This is a genomic window from Streptomyces sp. BE303, from assembly GCF_036290945.1.
Lineage (GTDB): Bacteria > Actinomycetota > Actinomycetes > Streptomycetales > Streptomycetaceae > Kitasatospora.
Map to the genome: position 1 here is coordinate 158,794 of NZ_JAQYWZ010000911.1, position 18,406 is coordinate 177,199.

Here is an 18,406-nt window from a genome sequence, read left to right on the forward strand (position 1 = left end):
TCTCCTTACGGCAACGGTCATCCCGAGGTCCGGACCCGCGTCGACGTTACGCGCCGGTAATGCCTACTCTCAGCTGTATGCGCCGAGCAAAAATCGTCTGTACCCTCGGGCCCGCCACCGACTCGTACGACCAGATCAAGTCCCTGGTCGACGCCGGGATGGACATCGCCCGCTTCAACCTGAGCCACGGCTCCCACATCGAGCACGAGGAGCGCTACCGCCGGGTCCGCAAGGCGGCGGACGAGACCGGCCGGAGCGTCGGCGTGCTCGCCGACCTTCAAGGCCCGAAGATCCGCCTGGGCACCTTCACCGAAGGCCCCGTACTTCTCGAACGCGGCGACGAGTTCACCATCTCCACCGACAACGGCGTCGAGGGAGACCAGAACGGTTGCGGCACCACCTACCCCGGCCTCGCCGGGGACGTCGCCCGCGGTGAGCGGATCCTCGTCGACGACGGGCGCGTCACCCTGGAGGTCGTCGAGGTCGACGGGCCCCGGGTCCGCTGCCTCGTCATCGAGGGCGGCCTGGTCTCCGACCACAAGGGCCTCAACCTCCCCGGCGTCGCCGTGTCCGTGCCCGCGCTCAGCGAGAAGGACATCGACGACCTGCGCTGGGCCCTGCGGACCGGCGCCGACCTCATCGCGCTCTCCTTCGTCCGCAGCGGCCGGGACGTCGAGGACGTCCACCGGGTGATGGCGGAGGAGGGCCGGTACGTCCCGGTCATCGCCAAGATCGAGAAGCCGCAGGCGGTGCAGAACCTCGACTCGATCGTCGACCGCTTCGACGGGATCATGGTCGCCCGCGGCGACCTGGGCGTGGAGATGCCCCTCGAACAGGTCCCGATGGTCCAGAAGCGCGCCGTCAAGCTCGCCAAGCGCAACGCCAAGCCGGTCATCGTCGCCACCCAGATGCTCGACTCGATGATCAACACCTCCCGGCCCACCCGCGCCGAGGCCTCCGACGTCGCCAACGCCGTCCTCGACGGCACCGACGCGGTGATGCTCTCCGGCGAGACCTCGGTCGGCAAGTACCCGGTCGAGACGGTCCGCACCATGGGCCGCATCATCCAGGCCGCGGAGGAGGACGTCCTCGCCGCCGGACTCCCCCCGCTCACCGCCGGCAGCAAGCCCCGCACCCAGGGCGGCGCGGTCGCCCGGGCGGCCGCCGAGATCGGCGACTTCCTGCACGCCAAGTACCTGGTCGCCTTCACCCAGTCCGGCGACACCGCCCGCCGCCTGGCCCGCTACCGCTCGCCCATCCCCGTCCTCGCCTTCACCTACGAACCCGCCGTCCGCAGCCAACTGGCCCTCACCTGGGGCCTGGAGACCTTCCTCGGCCCGTTCGCCCCCACCACCGACGAGATGGTCGAGCAGGTCGACGCGGCGCTGCTCTCCCTCGGGCGCTGTCAGAAGGGCGACATCGTCGTCATCACCGCCGGCTCCCCGCCCGGTCTCGCCGGCTCCACCAACCTCGTCCGCGTCCACCACGTGGGCACGCTCGACAACTGACCGGTCCGGTGCGGCTCCGCCCCGGCGGAGCCGCACCGGAGTCAGTGCTTCGGCCCGATGTGCGCGTCCATCAGGGCGACGGACTCCTTGCGGGCGACGGAGACGTTGACCTGGCCGGTCGGGCGGGGGATCGAGGCCCTCCACCGGACCTCGACGGCGTCGAGCGTTTCCGTGAAGAGGCGGATGATGTCCGTCGAGGTGTTGGTGAAGAAGTAGCGCGGGTACTCGTGGCGGCGGACGACGCCCTTGACCGTCCTGGTGGCCCAGTTGGTGATGCGGCAGCCGTCGGAGTGGATCAGGCCGCGGAGGAACTCCCAGGGGTGGGCGTCGACGATCTCCTGCTGCCAGGGTTCGAGTGCTATGAGGCGGTCGTGCTTCTTCCCCGGGCCGTGTTGGGGGAAGTAGCAGGTCAGGTGGTTGGAGTAGATCTTGACGTCGTGGCAACCGGCTTTCCGGACGCGGCAGGGTGTGTTGTTCGTCAGCACCTGGCGCATGGCGTGTTCGACCGAGTCCATGATTCCCGGCCACTTGTCGTCGCACGTGATCTGGAGGCTCATGGTGCGGCGGTACTCGTTGGGCAGCAGGATGTGGCCGTCGCCGAGGTAGAGGCCGAGAAGGTAGGAGTACGCGGGCCGGTTGAGCTCGCTGCCGTGGCAGTGCGGGCAGGTGGAGTGCTTGCGGCCGGGGAGTGTTCCGTGCCTGGCGAGGTCCTCGTGCTTCCACCAGGAAACCGTGCCGGGCGGGACGCCCAGACGGCGGCCGACCTCGGTGTTGGCGGCACCACGGCGCAGGAGGTGAACGGCCTGTTCGCGTACGGAGATGTTCGTCATGGGCGACAGCATCGGCCGCGGCAGGTGGTGCGGAGTGGCCTTTCGCTGGACGCCACTCGATGTGATGAACTTCCCGCGGCCTGGGAATTTAAGGTAAATCTCGGTGCCGAGTGTGGGATTCGAACCCACACGCCCTTTCAGGCAATCGCTTTTGAGGCGATCGTGTCTGCCCTTCCACCAACCCGGCAAGTTCGCGCCCGTGAAGGATACCCTGCGCGCGTTGTCCGGCGCAGCTAGGTACCCTCGTGCATGCAGTACCCCGCCGGAACGAGGAGCCCCGTGAGCACCGCCGACGAGCAGGCAGAGCCGCTTGAGACCGATTCGCCCCAGATCACCCGCATTGTGATCGCCGAGGACGAGGCGTTGATCCGCCTCGACCTCAAAGAGATGCTGGAAGAGGAGGGGTACACCGTCGTCGGCGAGGCCGGGGACGGCGAGACGGCGGTCCGGCTGGTCCAGGAGCTGAAGCCGGATCTGGCGATCCTCGACGTGAAGATGCCGGTGCTGGACGGGCTGTCCGCCGCCGAGCAGATCCACGAGGCGCACCTGGCGCCGGTGCTGATGCTGACGGCGTTCTCGCAGCGCGAGCTGGTGGACCGGGCCCGTGACGCGGGCGCGATGGCGTACATCGTGAAGCCGTTCTCGAAGAGCGACCTGGTGCCCGCGATCGAGATGGCCGTGTCCCGGTACACGGAGATGCGGACGCTGGAGGAGGAGATCGCCGACCTCACCCAGCGGCTGGAGACCCGGAAGCTGGTGGACCGGGCGAAGAGCGTGCTGCAGACGAAGTTCGGGCTGAACGAGCCGGCCGCGTTCCGGTGGATCCAGAAGACCTCGATGGACCGTCGGATGACGATGGCCGCGGTCGCGGAGGCCGTGATCGAAGAGGGCGAGGCCCAGGACAAGAAGAAGGCCGAGGAGCCGAAGCCCGAGTAGGCGGTCGGTGGACGGCACGACGGAGGGCCCGGCAGCGCTGCCGGGCCCTCCGTCGTACGCCGGTGCGGGGTCAGTCCTCGCCGAGGTAGGCCTTGCGGACGGACTCGTCGTGCAGGAGGTCCGCGCCGGTGCCCTGGAGGACGATGCGGCCGGTCTCCATGACGTAGCCGCGGTCGGAGAGGGAGAGCGCGGCCTGGGCGTTCTGTTCGACGAGCAGGATCGTGGTGCCGTCGGCCTTGAGCTCGACGATGGTGGCCATGATCTTCTGCATCATCAGCGGAGAGAGGCCCATGGAGGGCTCGTCGAGCATGAGCAGCTTGGGCCGGGACATCAGGGCGCGGCCCATGGCGAGCATCTGCTGTTCGCCGCCGGAGAGGGTGCCGGCGGCCTGCTTGCGGCGTTCGCCGAGGATCGGGAACAGGCCGTAGGCGCGCTCGACGTCCGCCGTGATGCCGTCGGTGTCGCTGCGGAGGAAGGCGCCGAGGAGGAGGTTCTCCTCGATGGTCATCCGGGGGAAGATGTGCCGGCCTTCGGGGGAGTGGGCGAGACCGAGGGCGACGATCTTGTGGGCGGGGACGGTGTCGAGCGCCTGCCCGTCGAAGGTGATGGTGCCGGAGAGCGGCTTGAGGAGGCCGGAGAGGGTGCGCAGGGTGGTGGTCTTGCCGGCGCCGTTGGTGCCGATCAGGGTGGTGACCTCGCCCTGGTTGACGGTGAAGCTGATGCCTTTGACGGCCTCGATCTTGCCGTAGGCGACGCGGAGGTCGTTGACCTGGAGGAGTGGGGTCACTGGTCGGTCTCCGTAACGGGGGCGGTGCCTTCGAGCGGGGCGCCGAGGTAGGCGGTGATGACGCGTTCGTCGTTCTGGACGGTTTCGCGGTTGCCCTCGACGATCTTCTGGCCCTGGACGAGCACGGCGGTGCGGTCGCAGAGGTTGAAGATGAACCGCATGTCGTGCTCGATGACGAGGACGGAGACGCCCCGGTCACGGATGGCGAAGACGAGTTCCTCGGCGGCGCGGGTCTCCTGGGGGTTCATGCCGGCGGTGGGCTCGTCGAGGAGCAGGAGACCGGGGTCGGAGGCCAGGGCGCGGGCGATCTCCAGCTTCCGCTGCTCGCCGTAGGGGAGGTTGCGGGCCAGGTGGTCGGCCTTCTCGGCGAGGCCGGTGAAGGCCAGGAGCTCCATGGCCTTGTCGCGGCTCTCGGCTTCGGAGCGCCGGTAGCCGGGGCCGCGGAGGATGGCGGAGAAGAGGCCCTGGTGCATGCGGCTGTGCCGGCCGACCTGGACGTTCTCCAGGACGGTCATGTTGGCGAAGAGCCGGATGTTCTGGAACGTGCGGGCGATGCCGGCCTGGGTGACGAGGTGGGGCTTGGGCGGCAGGACGGTGCCCTGGTAGGCGACGCGGCCCTCGGTGGGCACGTAGAGGCCGGTGAGGCAGTTGAAGAAGGTGGTCTTGCCGGCGCCGTTGGGGCCGATGAGGCCGATGATCTCGCCGCGGCCGACGGTGAGGGAGACGTCGTTGACGGCGGTGAGGCCGCCGAAGCGCATGGTGACGCCGGTGACTTCGAGCAGGGGCTGGGCCGGCGAGGGTGCGGGGCCGGCCGGTGCGAGGGCGTCGGTGGTGGTCATCTGGGGGTCACGCCCCTGCCTTGGTGAGGGCGACGCTGTCGCCGGTGGGCTGCGCCGGGATGGCGGCCTCGTGGAACTCCAGCTGGCTGCGCCGGTTGGGGATGAGGCCTTCGGGGCGGACGCGCATCAGGACGATGAGGGCGATACCGAAGGCGAGCAGCTGGTAGTCCGCGAGGAATTCGAGCTTCTTGGGGATCAGGAAGAGGAGGGTGGCGCCGGCGAGGGGTCCGCTGATGGTGCCCATGCCGCCGAGGATGACGGCGGCGAGCAGGAAGGCGGAGTTGGGCGGCAGGGCCTCGGCGAAGGTGTACTGGTCGGGGGTGACGGTGTAGCTGACGTGGGCCTGGACGGTGCCGGCGAGGCCGGCGAGGCAGGCGCCGAGGGCGAAGGCGAGGAGCTTGAGGCGGAAGCCGTTGATGCCCATGGCCTCGGCGGCGGTCTCGTCCTCGCGGATGGCGACCCAGGCGCGGCCGATGCGGGAGTTGCCGACGCGGGCGAAGACGAGGACGACCACGGCGGTGACGACGAGCATCAGCAGGTAGTAGTTGGAGAACCGGCCGAGTTCGACGCCGAAGACGGTGGTGGGCTTGCCGAGGTTCCAGCCGAAGATCTCCAGGTCGGGGATCCGCGGGATGCCGTTGGAGCCGTTGGTGACCTTGGGGCCGGTGGTGCCGTTCAGGTTGAGCATGGTGATGCGGAAGATCTCGCCGAAGCCGAGCGTCACGATGGCGAGGTAGTCGCCGCGCAGTCGCAGGGTGGGGGCGCCGATGATGACGCCGAAGATCATCGACACGACGGCGCCGGTGAGCATCGCGGCCCAGAAGGGGAACTGGACCTGGATCGGCGAGGCGGGGGAGCCGGAGACCAGGGCGGCGGCGTAGGCGCCGACGCCGAGGAAGGCGACGTACCCGAGGTCGAGCAGGCCGGCGAGGCCGACGACGATGTTGAGGCCGAGGGCGACGGTGGCGAAGATCAGGATGTTGGTGGCGACCGAGGTGTACTGGTCGCTGGTCTGGGTGAACGGGAAGCTGGCGGCGGCGGCGAACGCGGCGCCGGTGGTGACGGTCCGGTACTTGACGGTGAGGGCGCGTACGCGGATCAGCAGACCGGCCTTGCCGAGTGCGGCGGCGACGGAGGCCGCGAGCAGCAGGTAGGCGGTGAAGAGTTCGCCGTACTCGGTGTCGATGCCGAAGGTGATGGCGAAGAGGCCGACCGCGAAGGCGACGACGATCAGCGCGACCTCGACCCAGGAGGGGAGGGTGCGGGCCTTGGGGAGGGGGCGCTGGACGGTGCCGATCCGCAGCCAGGAGTTGGCGAGGTGCCCGACCTGGACGAGGAGGGCGGCGCCGGTGGCGATGACGACGGCGCCGGCCAGGGCGGTGAGGACCGGCGCGACGGGCTTGTCCTCGGGGACGGCGTGGGTGGCGAACCAGAGGACCGGGGCGACGGGGAGGAGCAGGAAGAGCCGCCGGTCGAGGACGCGCAGCGGGACCCGGGTGCGCCGGTCGAGGGGCAGGCCGAGGGTGCCGGCGAGGGCGAGCAGCGAGCCGAGGGCGGCGGTCCAGGCGCCGGGTTCGAGGTTGGCGAGGCCGCCGAGGTCGGTGGCGATCGCGATGACCGAGAACCAGCTGACGGCGAGCGCGCCGGTGGCTGCGAGCAGGACGGCGTTGTGGCTGCCGGTGGGGGCGGCCCAGCGCAGGCCGGGGGTGCCGTGGGTGGCGAGCAGCAGGACGAGGGTCAGCAGGCCGCCGATGAGGGCGAGCCACTGGAGGCCGGCGGGGGAGCCGTAGTAGGTGAGGTCGCCGGGGAAGTCGGAGGTCCAGGTCCAGGACATCAGGGCGGACGCGACGGTGGCGGTGGCGCCGATGCCGGTGAGGAGGGCTGCGGTGCGGCCGGGGAGGCTGATGACCGGCGTGGTCTCGGTGCTGGTGGTCATGGTGCTCACGCCCTGTCCGCGACGCGCTCGCCGAGCAGACCCTGGGGCCGGACGAGCAGGACGACGATGAGGAGTACGAAGGCCCAGACGTCCTTCCAGGCGCCGCCTCCGAAGAGGTCCATGCCGGGCAGGTGCTGGATGTAGCCGGTGGCGAGGGCTTCGGCGAGGCCGAGGGCGACGCCGCCGAGCATGGCGCCGTAGATGTTGCCGATGCCGCCGAGGACGGCGGCGGTGAAGGCCTTGAGGCCGAGGATGAAGCCCATCCGGAAGTCGACCTGGCCGCTGCGCAGGCCGTAGGCGACGGCGGCGACGGCGGCGAAGGCGGCGCCGATGGCGAAGGCGAGGACGATGATCCGGTCGGTGTCGATGCCCATGAGCTTGGCGGTGTCGGGGTCCTGGCTGGTGGCCTGCATGGCGCGGCCGGAGCGGGTCCGGGTCACGAACCAGCCGAGGGCGAGCATGCAGAGCGGCGCGGCGATGAGCAGGAAGAGGTCACTGCGCTGGATCGCGACGGAGCCGATCTCGAAGGGGTCGCCGGGGATCTTCGGGAAGACGCGGGCCTTCTTGGCGTCGGGGTAGAACGAGAAGACCAGCTGCTGGAGCAGGATGGAGAGGCCGATCGCCGTGATGAGCGGGGCGAGCCTGGGCGCGGTGCGCAGCGGCCGGTAGGCGAAGCGCTCGGCGGCGACGGCGGTGAGGGTGGAGACCAGGATGCCGGCGATCAGCATCAGCGGTAGGGCCAGCCACAGGGTGGTGCCGCCGGGGAGGGCGAGGTAGGCGGTCAGGGCGCCGAAGCCGCCGACCATGACGATCTCGCCGTGGGCGAAGTTGATGAGCTGGACGATGCCGTAGACCATCGTGTAGCCGATCGCGACGAGTCCGTAGAGGGCGCCGAGGATCAGGCCGTTGGCCAGCTGCTGCGGTAGGTCGTGCACCGCTGGGCCTCCGTTGTGCGTGTGGGGTGTCCGCGTGGGTGGTGGATGTGGGTGCGCGCGGGGGCACTGGTGGCGCCCCCGCGCGGGGTAACTCCGACGTGCTGTGCTGGTGCTGACGTCAGGTCAGCGTGAGGTGCTCAGCCGCTGAAGGTGCCGGTCTTCTCCACGGCCCACTTGCCGTCCTTGACGGTGTAGACGGTGAGCTGCTTGTTGGTGGTGTCGCCGTACTCGTCGAAGGACACCTTGCCGGTGACGCCTTCGAAGGAGACCTTCTGGACGGCTTCGACGACCTTGGCCCGGGCGCCGTCGGGGAGCTTGCCGTTGTTGGCGGCGGCGACGGCCTTGACGCCCTGGATGATGGCCCAGGCGCTGTCGTAGGAGTAGCCGCCGTAGGTCTCGTAGGCGTCCTTGTAGCCGGCGCTCTTGTAGTCCGCGATGAACTTGGCGGCGGTGGGGAGCGACTCGACGGGCAGGCCGACGGCGGTGGCGAGGTCGCTCTGGCTCTTGGGGTTGAGCTTGATGAAGTCGCCGCTCTGGATGCCGTCGCCGCCCATGAGCGGGATGTTGACGCCGGCGTCCTTGAGCTGGAGGGAGAGCGGGCCTGCGGCGGGGTACTCGCCGCCGTAGTAGACGGCTTCGGCGCCGGAGGACTTGACCTTGGTGACGACGGCGGCGAAGTCGCGGTCGTCGGGGTTGACGTGCTCCTCGTTGACGATGGTGCCGCCGTTCTTGATGAACTGGGCCTTGAAGGTGGCGGCGAGGCCGGCGCCGTAGGTCTTCTGGTCGTCGATGAGGAAGACCTTGGTCTTCTTGGCGTCCTTGGCCAGGTAGTCGGCGGCGAAGGGCCCCTGGACGGCGTCGGTGGTGGCGGTGCGGAAGTAGGACTTGAAGGGGCGTGCCTTGACGCCGCTCGCCCACTTCTCGCCCTGGCTGAGGGCGACGCCGGTGTTGGCGGGGGAGATCTGGACGAGGTTGGCGTCGTTGAAGATCTGCTGCATCGACTGGGCGACGCTGGAGTTGAGCGGGCCGACGACGCCGAGGACGTCCTTGTCGGCGACCAGCTGGGTGGCGTTCTGCTGGCCGGGGGCGGGCTTGCCGGTGTCGTCCAGGGCCTTGATCTGGAACTTGACGCCGGGGACCTCGTTCTTCTCGTTGGCCTGCTTGACCGCGAGCTCGACGGAGTTGCGGATGCCGAGGCCGAGGGCGGAGAGGTCGCCGGTGAGCGGGGCGTCGATGCCGATGGTGACGGTGGTGCCGCCCCCGGCGCTGCCGCTGTCGCCGGACTTCTTGTCGTCGCGGGAGCCGCACGCGGTGAGGCTCAGGGCGCCGATCACGGCAATGCTCACGACAACTGCTGAACGATGACGCACGGGGGGTCCCCTTCGGTTCAGGAGGGCGCCGCGCCTGTGTGGCGGGAGCCTGGATGCGCGGTGGGCCTGGCCCAATCCGGTGGCGCGGTGACTGGCCGTGACTCTAGATGCCCTTGGGCGGCTCGGGCAGTGGTGCGGCCAGGCTGTGATTCTCTTGTTATGAGCACACGGAGAAGCCGTCTCAGCATGTGGTCGTTTCGGCTCGACCGGCCCGGCCGTCCCGGGGGCTCCGCTCCCAACTTCCCTCATGTAAGGCGCAGAAGTGCAGGTGACTCCTGGACTCTCCGATAATCGGACATGAGTGTTCGCGGTGTTGGGGTCGGGCGTGCACGTCCGAATAACGGACGGTGTGCGGGGTGGCGAGGTGATTTCGAGTGGATCCGCCCCCCGGAGTCCGCCAAATAGTAGGATTTCCTACCTGTTACGCAGTGTTACATCTTTGAAAGTTCGTGAACACGTCACCGCCCCCTTGTCTGGACCAACGACTTCCCAGGGCTGTCGAAGGTCAAACAAGGGGGCGGGCAAGGGATTTGATGATCAGTCGGCCCTGCCGGCCCCTCGTCGGAGGGGTCGGCAGGGCGAACTCGGGTCAGAGATCGCGGAGCATGCAGGTCAGGCGGCAGCTGGTGATCCGCTTGCCGGTGTCGTCGGTGATCGCGATCTCGTAGGTGGCGGCGGTGCGGCCCTTGAAGACCGCCGTCGCCACCCCGGTGACCAGCCCGGAGGTGGCGGAGCGGTGGTGGGTGGCGTTCAGGTCCACGCCCACCGCGTACCGGCCGGGGCCGGCGTGCAGCATCGCGCCGACCGAGCCCAGGGTCTCGGCGAGCGCCGCCGAGGCCCCGCCGTGCAGCAGGCCGTAGGGCTGCTGGTTGCCCTCGACCGGCATGGTGCCGACGACCCGGTCGCCCGAGGCCTCGACGATCCGGAGGCCCAGCTTCTCGCCGAGGCTCCCGCCGGAGAAGGTCGCCGGGTCCACGCCGAGCTTCGCGAAGTGGTCCAGCACCTCCTGCGGGATGTGGAGGACGGGGGCCGCGTCGGTGGCTTCGGGGGCCGCGTCGGTCATGGGGGAGCTCCTGCCGCTCGGGGGGTCGCGTCGTCGTGCTGCCTGTGATCGTACGACCGTCCTACTCGGCGGTAGTGGCGGTGGCGGAGGCGGCGTGCGTGGCGGGCGCGGCGGGAGGGGCCGCCCCCCTCGGGCGTGCCCCTTTTGTCGGTGCCGGGCCATAGGATCGGTGGCCGGTAGTGGAATCGGCAGGAACGGACGTTGACGTGGCTACGCAGAGTACGGACAAGGGCGCGGCGGGTGGCGGAGCCGGGTCGCGGCCCCGCCTGATGCTGCTCGACGGGCACTCCATGGCCTACCGGGCGTTCTACGCACTGCCCGTGGAGAACTTCAACACCTCCACCGGCCAGCCGACCAACGCGGTGTACGGCTTCGCCTCGATGCTCGCCAACACCGTCCGTGACGAGCGGCCGACCCACCTCGCGGTGGCCTTCGACCTCTCCCGCCAGACCTTCCGCTCGGAGGCGTTCCCCGACTACAAGGCCAACCGGGCCAAGACCCCGGACGAGTTCCGCAGCCAGATCGGCCTGATCGGCGAACTGCTCGACGCGATGCACGTCCCGCGGATGACCGTCGAGGGCTTCGAGGCCGACGACATCATCGCCACCCTGGCCACCGCCGCCGAGGCGGCCGGCTTCGACGTCGACATCGTCACCGGCGACCGCGACTCCCTCCAGCTGGTCACCGAGCACGTCACCGTCCTCTACCCGACCAAGGGCGTCTCCGAACTCACCCGCTACACCCCGGAGAAGGTCGCCGAGAAGTACGGCGTCACCCCCCGCCAGTACCCGGACCTCGCCGCCCTGCGCGGCGACCCGTCCGACAACCTGCCCGGCATCCCCGGCGTCGGCGAGAAGACCGCCGCCAAGTGGGTCAACCAGTTCGGCTCCTTCGACGAACTGGTCTCCCGTGCCGACGAGGTGAAGGGCAAGATCGGCGAGAAGCTGCGCGAGCACCTCGACTCGGTCAAGCGCAACCGGGTCCTCACCGAGCTGGTCCGCGACGTCGAACTCCCCCTCGGCGTCACCGACCTGGAGCGCACGCCGTTCGACAAGGCGGCCGTCACGACCCTGATGGAGTCGCTGGAGTTCCGCAACGCCAACTTCCGCGACCGCGTCCTCGGCATCGACCCGTCCGGCGCCGAGGCGGAGGCCGAGACCGAACTCGCCCCCGGCGTCGAGGTCGACGGCGAACTCCTCACCGACCCCGGCACGCTCGCCGCCTGGCTCGGGGAGCACGCCGCGGGCAAGACGCCGGTCGCGCTCGCCGCCGTCTACCAGTGGGCGCTCGGCAGCGGCGAGGTCACCGAGATCGCGCTCGCCGTCGGCGAGACGGCCGCCTGGTTCGACCCGGCGCTGCTCGCCGAGGAGGACGAGCGCGCCTTCGCCGCCTGGCTGGCCGACCCGGCCGCCCCCAAGGCGCTGCACATCGCCAAGCAGGTCATGCGGGCCTTCGCCGAGCGCGGCTGGCGGATCGAGGGGGTCCACGCCGACACCGCCCTCGCCGCCTACCTGGAGAAGCCCGGCCGCCGCACCTTCACCCTCGACGTGCTCGCCGAGGAGTACCTGGCCCGCTCGCTCGCCCCGGCCCCCGCCGCGGAGTCCGGCCAGCTCGCCTTCGACGCCCCCGAGGAGGACCCGACCGCTGGCGCCCAGGCGCTGATGCTCCAGGCCCGCGCCGTGCTCGACCTCGCCGCGCTCTTCGACACCCGCCTCACCGAGGTCGGCGCCACCGGGCTGCTGCGCGACATGGAGCTGCCGATCGCCGCCCTGCTGGCCCGGATGGAGCGCACCGGCATCGCCGCCGACCGCCCCTGGCTCACCGGCCTGGAGTCGCAGTTCGCCGCCGAGATCCAGCGCGTCGTCGAGGAGGCCCACGCCGCCGCCGGCCGCGAGTTCAACCTCGGCTCGCCCAAGCAGCTCCAGGAGATCCTCTTCGGCGAGCTCGCCCTCCCCAAGACCAAGAAGATCAAGACCGGCTACACCACCGACGCCGACGCGCTCACCTGGCTCGCCACCCAGACCGACAACGAGCTGCCGGTCATCCTGCTGCGCCACCGCGACCAGGCCAAGCTGCGCACCACCGTCGAGGGCCTGCTCAAGACGGTCTCCCCGGCCGGCCGCATCCACACCACCTTCAACCAGATGGTCGCCGCCACCGGCCGGCTGTCCTCGCAGGACCCGAACCTGCAGAACATCCCGGTCCGCACCGAGGAGGGCCGGATGATCCGCCGCGCCTTCGTCGTCGGCGAGGGCTACGAGGCGCTGCTCACCGCCGACTACTCGCAGATCGAACTGCGGATCATGGCCCACCTCTCGGAGGACGACGCCCTGATCGAGGCCTTCGCGACCGGCGAGGACCTCCACACCACCGTCGCCTCCCAGGTCTTCGAGGTGCCGGGCACCGCCGTCGACGCCGAGATGCGCCGCAAGATCAAGGCGATGTCCTACGGCCTCGCCTACGGCCTCTCCGCGTACGGGCTCTCCCAGCAGCTCGGCATCAAGCCCGCCGAGGCGCAGGGCCTGATGGACACCTACTTCGAGCGCTTCGGCGGCGTGCGGGACTACCTGCGCCGGGTCGTCGACGAGGCCCGCGCCACCGGCTACACCGAGACCCTGCTCGGCCGTCGCCGCTACCTGCCGGACCTCAACAGCGACAACCGCCAGCGCCGCGAGATGGCCGAGCGGATGGCCCTCAACGCCCCGATCCAGGGCTCGGCCGCCGACATCGTCAAGATCGCCATGCTGCGGGTCGACGAGGCGCTGACCGCCGCCGCCCTCGACTCCCGGATGCTGCTCCAGGTGCACGACGAAATCGTGCTGGAGCTCGCCCCCGGCGAGCGCGAGCAGGTCGAGGCGATCGTCCGCGAGCAGATGGCGGGCGCCTACCCGCTCCGCGCGCCGCTCGACGTCTCGGTCGGCGTCGGTGCCGACTGGGAGGCCGCCGCGCACTGACGCCCGACGGGAGCCCCTCCCGGGCGGCGGCCGACGGACCGCCGCCCGGGGGCCTTCTGCGGCCCGCGCCGCCGCCCTGCGCCGGGGGCGTGACGGAGCGGGTGACCGTCGAACAGCTCGGGGAACTGCTCGCGCCCGCCGGTCTGGCGGTCGAGCTCCGGACCGACCGGTACGTCCGGACGCGCGGGGGCGGCCCGCCGGTCCTCGTGCCCGATCCGCCCGCCGACCGGTCCGCGGGGTAGGCCGGCCCGGCGGTGCGGAGGGTCTTCCCGGCCGCCCCGCCCCGCTCCTACGCTGAGGCGGTGAAGAACCGGGCACCGATTCCGCGCCTCACCGCGACGCCCGGCGCCGCAGTGCTGACGGTCCGTCCGGGCGGCGGGCGGTGGTCTCTCGCCGGGTGGATCGTGCTCTCCCGCGCGGTACTCGGACTCGGCCTGCACTTCACCTGGTTCGCCGCCTACGTTCCGCTGATCCTCGTGCTCCGGTTCCTGGTCAAGCTCGACCCCGTCGTCAACCTGTGCGTCGTCTGCGGCGTCTACGTCCTGTGCTCCCTGCGGGGAGGGGTGCGGGAGATGAGGGAATCGTTGCGCCGCTTCCACGGGGTGGAGTTCAGCCCGCCCGACGCCCCTGAGCGGTTCCGGTTCGTCCGGGCCGCGCCGGGCGGGCGGTGGCGGCCGGTGTCGGACCTCCGGCACGTGAGGATCCTGCACCTGGTCGCCGCTCCGGAGCACGGCCAGCCGGCGCCGGTGGACAGCGTCTGGGCGGTGTCGGTGCGGGTGAACGGCGCCCCCTGGTCGGCGCTGTGCGACGGCCGTGGCGACCCCGGGGCCGCCGCGGAGGCGCTGGTGCGGTTACTGGAACCCGTCGGGGTGCCCGTGGAGTTCGTGGCCGAACGCGGTCCGAAGCGTCCACAGCGCCGCCGTCCTGCGGCAGCCGTCCGCCCGCCCGCCGATGCGGTGCCCGGCGGCGCAGGGCCCGCCGGTGTGGGGCCCGCAAGTGCAGGGACCGCCGGTGCGGTGCCCGCCGACGCGGTGCCTGCCGATGCGGGGCCCGCCGACGCGGTGCCGGAGGGCCGGTCCTGAGGGTCCGTCCGCAGCCCCGCCGCCCCGGCGCCCGCCGTTGACGGCGGCGCCCGAGCCCGGGGATCTGTCGGGATCCGCCGGGATCCACCCGGCGAGCACTGTGCACGCCGGGACTTGATGCCGCGTCAGGAAAGCTCTTCACTTGTCATGGCGCCGACGCGCTCGATGCGGCACGGCGCCGTCCCACCGCTCTGACACTCCGACGCCTCACCCGACGAGTCTGGAGATCCCCTCATGCCCCAGCCCCGCATGCGGCGCGCCGTCGTGGCGCTCGCGGCCCTGCCCCTGCTCGCGCTCGGCGCGGGTCAGGCCGTGGCCGCCCCCGCCCCTGTTCCGGCCTCCGCCCCCACCGCACCCGCACCCGCGTCCGCCACCCGGGTGTCCGCGATCGAGGACGAGGTCGCCCGCACCCTGGCCACCTCCCTCACCGACGCCGCACTGCGCGAGCGGCTGCGGTCCGCGACCGCGACCGCCCCGGGAGGCGCCGCCGAGCTCGGCCCGCTGGCCGCCGCCGCCCAGGGCCCCGCCGCCCGCGGGCTCGCGGCCACCGCCGCGCAGGCGGACCGCGCCATCGCCACGGCCAAGGGCCTCGGCGCCGGCCTCGGCCCGCTGCTGCGGGTCCAGTTGGCCGATCCGTCGATGCGGGCCGCCCTGGACGCGGGGGCGGCGCCGCTGGTGGCCACCGCCGTCGCCGACGACCACGCCCGCACCGTCCGCGCCTACGACGCCGCCGGCCGCCTGCACGTCCTCGACGCCGCGACGGTGCCCGGGCAGCCGGTCTACCTGGTCGACATCGACACGGCCAGGACGCTGGCCGCCGGGATCGCCGTCCTCCAGCGGGAGTTCGGCGCGCTCGGTCTCGGGACCACCGGTCCGGGCGCAGCGGCTCCCGGTGCGGTGGCTCCCGGGGCGGCCGTTCCGGCCGTTCCGGCCTCGGCGCAGGCCGCCGGTGGCTGGTGGGCCACCAAGATCAGTGGCATCGAGGTGTCCGACGACGAGGAGCCCTGGTTCAAGGGCGCCGCCGAGATGTTCAGCCTGGTGACCGGCTTCGGCCAGGACGGCAAGGTCAAGGTCGACTCGGTCGCGATGCCGTACCTCCAGTACGACGGCACGGTGTACTACCCGAACCAGATCCTGGTGAACTGGTCGTCCTACAAGTACAACCTGGCCGATGTCGTCCTGATGGAGGACGACGGTGACACCAACTACCTGGCGCTCGCCCAGGCGATCGCCGCCGTCCTGCTCACCATCGCCGACCAGGGCGCCTACATCCCGCTGGTCAACGCCGTCCTGGCGGCGCTGCCCGGTTCCTGGTGGACCGACGACCCGGACTACGTGGAGTCCTGGTACACCCTCGCCCGGGCTTCGTCGGGCCGCCTCAACGGGGCGCGCGGCAACGGCTGGATGACCGTCGAGCCGTACTTCGTCCAGCAGTCCTGACCCGGCCGCGGCGGACGGCCGTCCGTGGGGGTGCGTCCCCGCGGGCGGCCGTCCGGTGCGCGTGGTGCGTCCGGTGCCACCGCCCGCCGCGCGCGGCACACCGGAGGGGCGACGCACCCGGACGTGTGGCGCACCGACCGGCTCAGCGCCGGGCGTTGGTGCGCCTGGTCGGTTCGGCCGTGGTCGGGTCCTCCGGCCAGGGGTGGCGGGGGTAGCGGCCGCGCAGGTCGGCGCGGACGGCGCGGTAGCCGTCGCGCCAGAAGGTGGCGAGGTCCCCGGTGACGGCGGCCGGGCGTCCGGCGGGGGAGAGCAGGTGGACGGTGAGCGGTACGCGTCCGCCGGCCAGCGCCGGGGCCGCCGCCCAGCCGAAGAGTTCCTGCAACTTGACCGCCAGCACCGGGCGTTCGCCGCTGTAGTCGACCCGGATCCGGGAGCCGGACGGGACGGTGATCCGTTCCGGCGCCAGCTCGTCCAGCCGCCCGGCCGCGCCGCTCGCCCAGGGCAGGAGGCGTTGCAGGGCGGCGGCGGTGTCGATCCGGGCGAGGTCGGAACGCCGCCGGGCGCGGGAGAGTTCGGGCTCCAGCCACTCCTCGGCGGCGGCCAGCAGCGCCTCGTCGGAGACGTCCGGCCAGGGTTCGCCGAGCGCGGTGTGCAGGAACGCCAGCCGCTCGCGCAGTCCGGCCGCTCCGGCGGGCCAGCCGAGCAGGGCGCCGACGCCCTCGCGGGACAGTCCTTCCAGCAACGCGGTCCGCACCAGCGCCGGTGCGGGTCGGCCGAGGGGCTCGGCGGCGAGTTCGACGGCGCCCAGTGACTCCACCCGCCGGGCGGTCACCTCCCGGCGCCTGACGTCCCAGTGCACCTCCTCGCGGGAGGCGAGCAGGGGCGCGCCGGCCAGCCTGGCGGTCCCCTCGTCGAGCGCGGCGGCGTGCAGGACCCGCGCGGACGGTGAGCCGGCCGGGCGGTCGGCGACGGCCACGGCCAGCCACGGGACGCCGCCCAGTGCCGTGCCGGGGGCGAGTTCGGCGGCGGTGCCGGAGGCCATCAGGTAGGGGCTGCGGGTTCCGGGTTCGGGCTTCTCGACCCGGGCCCGGGCGATCCGTTCGGGGAAGGCCAGGGCCACCACCAGCCCGGTGGCGGCCGCGTCGGGGAGGGACGAGCCCGGCGTGCCCGGCGGGTTCTGCGGGCTCCCGGCGCCCGCGCCGTCGCCGCCGGTCCCGCGGCGCAGGCGGCGGACCTCCTCGCGCCAGCGGCCGGCGTAGGGGTCCCGGCCGCCGCGGACGGTGCGCAGGACGGCGCCGAGGTCGTCGCCGAGGGGGCGGGGCGGTTCCTCGGAGAGCAGGGCGACCACCTCGGCGGCCCGGTCGGCGCCGACCAGCGGGGCGCCGTCGACGAGCGCGCGGGCGAGCCGGGGGTGCAGGCCGGTGCGGGCGAGCCGGACGCCGCGCGGGGTCGCGCGGCCGTCGGCGTCGACCGCGCCGAGGGCCTGCAGGGTCTGCCGGGCGGCGGCCATCGCCCCGGCGGGCGGGGCGTCGGGCAGGGCGAGCCCGGTGGCGTCCGGATCGCCCCAGCAGGCGGCCTGGAGGGCGAACGGGGTGAGGTCGGCGAGGGCGATCTCGGGGGTGGGGAAGCGTGCGGCGAGGGCGTCCTCGGCCTCGGCCCAGCAGCGGTAGACGGTGCCGGGGGCCTCGCGGCCGGCGCGGCCGGCGCGCTGGCGGGCGGCGGCGAGCGAGGCGCGGACGGTGACCAGGGCGGCGAGCCCGCGCGCGTGGTCGGTGCGCGGTTCGCGGGCCAGCCCGGCGTCCACCACGATCCGCACGCCGGGCACGGTGAGGGAGGACTCGGCGACGGCGGTGGCGAGCACGACCCGGCGCCGGTCGCCGGCGGCCAGCGCCGCGTCCTGCACGGGCTGCGGGGCGCGGCCGTGGAGTTGGAGCACCTCGGCGGGCGCGCCGTCGAGCAGCCCGGCGACCCGGGCGATCTCGCCGACGCCGGGCAGGAAGCAGAGCACGTCGCCGTCCTTCTCGGCGAGTGCGCGGCGGACGGTGGCGGCGACGTGGTCGAGCAGCGCGAAGTCGACCCGGGTGCCGTGGGCGGGGCGGACGGCCCGTGGGGGCGGGGCCCAGACCGTCTCGACGGGGTGCGAGACGCCGTGCGCCTCGACGACGGGGGCGTCGTCCAGCAGCCGGGCCCAGGCCCCGGTGTCGGAGGTCGCGGAGGCGCAGACGATCCGCAGCTCGGGGCGGAGCGCGGCCCGGACGTCGAGCAGGAAGGCGAGCGCGGTGTCGGCGTCGAGGTGGCGTTCGTGGCACTCGTCGAGGACGACGACGTCGACGCCGGGCAGTTCCTGGTCGCGTTGGAGCCGCTGGAGCAGCACGCCGGTGGTGACCACCTCGACCACCGTCCGGGGGCCGACCCGGCGGTCGCCGCGCACGGTGTACCCGACGGTCTCGCCGACGGCGGAACCGAGCAGCCAGGCCATCCGGCGGGCGGCGGCCCGGACGGCGAGCCGTCGCGGTTCGGCGACCAGGACCCGGCGGGCGGGCGGTGCGGCGGCCTCCCCGGTGTCGACGAGCCCGGCGAGGGCGAGCGGCACCAGGGTGGTCTTGCCGGTGCCGGGCGGGGCGGCGAGCACCGCGGCGCCGTGGCCGTCGAGGGCGCGGTGGAGGGAGGGCAGGGCGGTACGGACGGGCAGTTCGCGCCAGGCGGGGTTCATCGGCCGCGCGGTC

14 protein-coding genes and 1 tRNA gene are annotated in these 18,406 nt (G+C 72.4%); 6 read left to right on the forward strand and 9 right to left on the reverse strand.

The window, feature by feature from the left end; all coding sequences use genetic code 11:
• Positions 1-77: 77 nt before the first annotated feature.
• Positions 78-1,508: a pyruvate kinase gene (gene pyk, locus PUR56_RS36240; RefSeq protein ID WP_329879206.1), complete on the forward strand. Its 1,431-nt coding sequence runs from the start codon at positions 78-80 to the stop codon at positions 1,506-1,508.
• A gap of 41 nt (positions 1,509-1,549) precedes the next feature.
• Here the strand turns inward: pyk and PUR56_RS36245 are convergent, their stop codons facing one another.
• Entirely contained in the window at positions 1,550-2,338 is a 789-nt protein-coding gene (locus PUR56_RS36245; protein ID WP_329952078.1) for a helix-turn-helix domain-containing protein, read from the reverse strand.
• Between the two features lie 104 nt (positions 2,339-2,442).
• Positions 2,443-2,525: transfer RNA gene (locus PUR56_RS36250), tRNA-Leu, on the reverse strand.
• A gap of 92 nt (positions 2,526-2,617) precedes the next feature.
• Here PUR56_RS36250 and PUR56_RS36255 point away from each other — a divergent pair.
• Positions 2,618-3,274 carry an ANTAR domain-containing response regulator gene (locus PUR56_RS36255; protein WP_329879204.1) on the forward strand — a complete coding sequence of 219 codons (657 nt, stop codon included), beginning with the start codon at positions 2,618-2,620 and terminating at the stop codon, positions 3,272-3,274.
• 70 nt (positions 3,275-3,344) lie between these two features.
• On the opposite strand, the gene PUR56_RS36260 is transcribed toward PUR56_RS36255, so the two are convergent.
• The 6 genes from PUR56_RS36260 to PUR56_RS36285 all read right to left on the reverse strand — a co-directional run bounded on the left by PUR56_RS36260 (position 3,345) and on the right by PUR56_RS36285 (position 10,204).
• The gene (locus PUR56_RS36260; RefSeq protein WP_329879203.1) at positions 3,345-4,061 is read right to left on the reverse strand and encodes an ABC transporter ATP-binding protein; all 717 of its coding nucleotides are present in this window, start codon (positions 4,059-4,061) and stop codon (positions 3,345-3,347) included.
• On the reverse strand, positions 4,058-4,900 hold the full coding sequence (locus PUR56_RS36265) for an ABC transporter ATP-binding protein (protein WP_329952079.1): 843 nt from the start codon (positions 4,898-4,900) through the stop codon (positions 4,058-4,060). The genes PUR56_RS36260 and PUR56_RS36265 overlap by 4 nt, the downstream gene beginning before the upstream one ends.
• A 7-nt stretch (positions 4,901-4,907) precedes the next feature.
• Positions 4,908-6,836: a branched-chain amino acid ABC transporter permease gene (locus PUR56_RS36270; protein WP_329952080.1), complete on the reverse strand. Its 1,929-nt coding sequence runs from the start codon at positions 6,834-6,836 to the stop codon at positions 4,908-4,910.
• A 5-nt stretch (positions 6,837-6,841) separates the two neighbouring features.
• A complete protein-coding gene (locus PUR56_RS36275) occupies positions 6,842-7,771 on the reverse strand; it encodes a branched-chain amino acid ABC transporter permease (protein ID WP_329879201.1) in 930 nt (309 codons plus the stop codon).
• Between the two features lie 137 nt (positions 7,772-7,908).
• Positions 7,909-9,141, reverse strand: a complete 1,233-nt coding sequence (locus PUR56_RS36280; RefSeq protein WP_329879200.1) for a branched-chain amino acid ABC transporter substrate-binding protein — start codon at positions 9,139-9,141, stop codon at positions 7,909-7,911.
• A 589-nt stretch (positions 9,142-9,730) separates the two neighbouring features.
• Entirely contained in the window at positions 9,731-10,204 is a 474-nt protein-coding gene (locus PUR56_RS36285) for a PaaI family thioesterase (RefSeq protein WP_329879199.1), read from the reverse strand.
• 269 nt (positions 10,205-10,473) lie between these two features.
• Here PUR56_RS36285 and polA point away from each other — a divergent pair, with 269 nt between their 5' ends.
• The 4 genes from polA (at position 10,474) to PUR56_RS36305 (ending at position 15,680) form a co-directional block, all read left to right on the forward strand.
• Positions 10,474-13,158, forward strand: a complete 2,685-nt coding sequence (polA, locus tag PUR56_RS36290; RefSeq protein WP_329952164.1) for a DNA polymerase I — start codon at positions 10,474-10,476, stop codon at positions 13,156-13,158.
• 101 nt (positions 13,159-13,259) lie between these two features.
• Entirely contained in the window at positions 13,260-13,400 is a 141-nt protein-coding gene (locus PUR56_RS36295) for a hypothetical protein (protein ID WP_329952081.1), read from the forward strand.
• Positions 13,401-13,460: 60 nt separating this feature from the next.
• Positions 13,461-14,240 (forward strand): hypothetical protein, encoded by a 780-nt coding sequence (locus tag PUR56_RS36300; RefSeq protein WP_329952082.1) that lies wholly within the window; start codon positions 13,461-13,463, stop codon positions 14,238-14,240.
• A 234-nt stretch (positions 14,241-14,474) separates the two neighbouring features.
• A complete protein-coding gene (locus PUR56_RS36305) occupies positions 14,475-15,680 on the forward strand; it encodes a DUF3103 family protein (protein WP_329952083.1) in 1,206 nt (401 codons plus the stop codon).
• Positions 15,681-15,822: 142 nt separating this feature from the next.
• On the opposite strand, the gene hrpB is transcribed toward PUR56_RS36305, so the two are convergent.
• On the reverse strand, positions 15,823-18,393 hold the full coding sequence (gene hrpB / locus PUR56_RS36310) for an ATP-dependent helicase HrpB (RefSeq protein ID WP_329952084.1): 2,571 nt from the start codon (positions 18,391-18,393) through the stop codon (positions 15,823-15,825).
• Between the last annotated feature and the right edge of the window lie 13 nt (positions 18,394-18,406).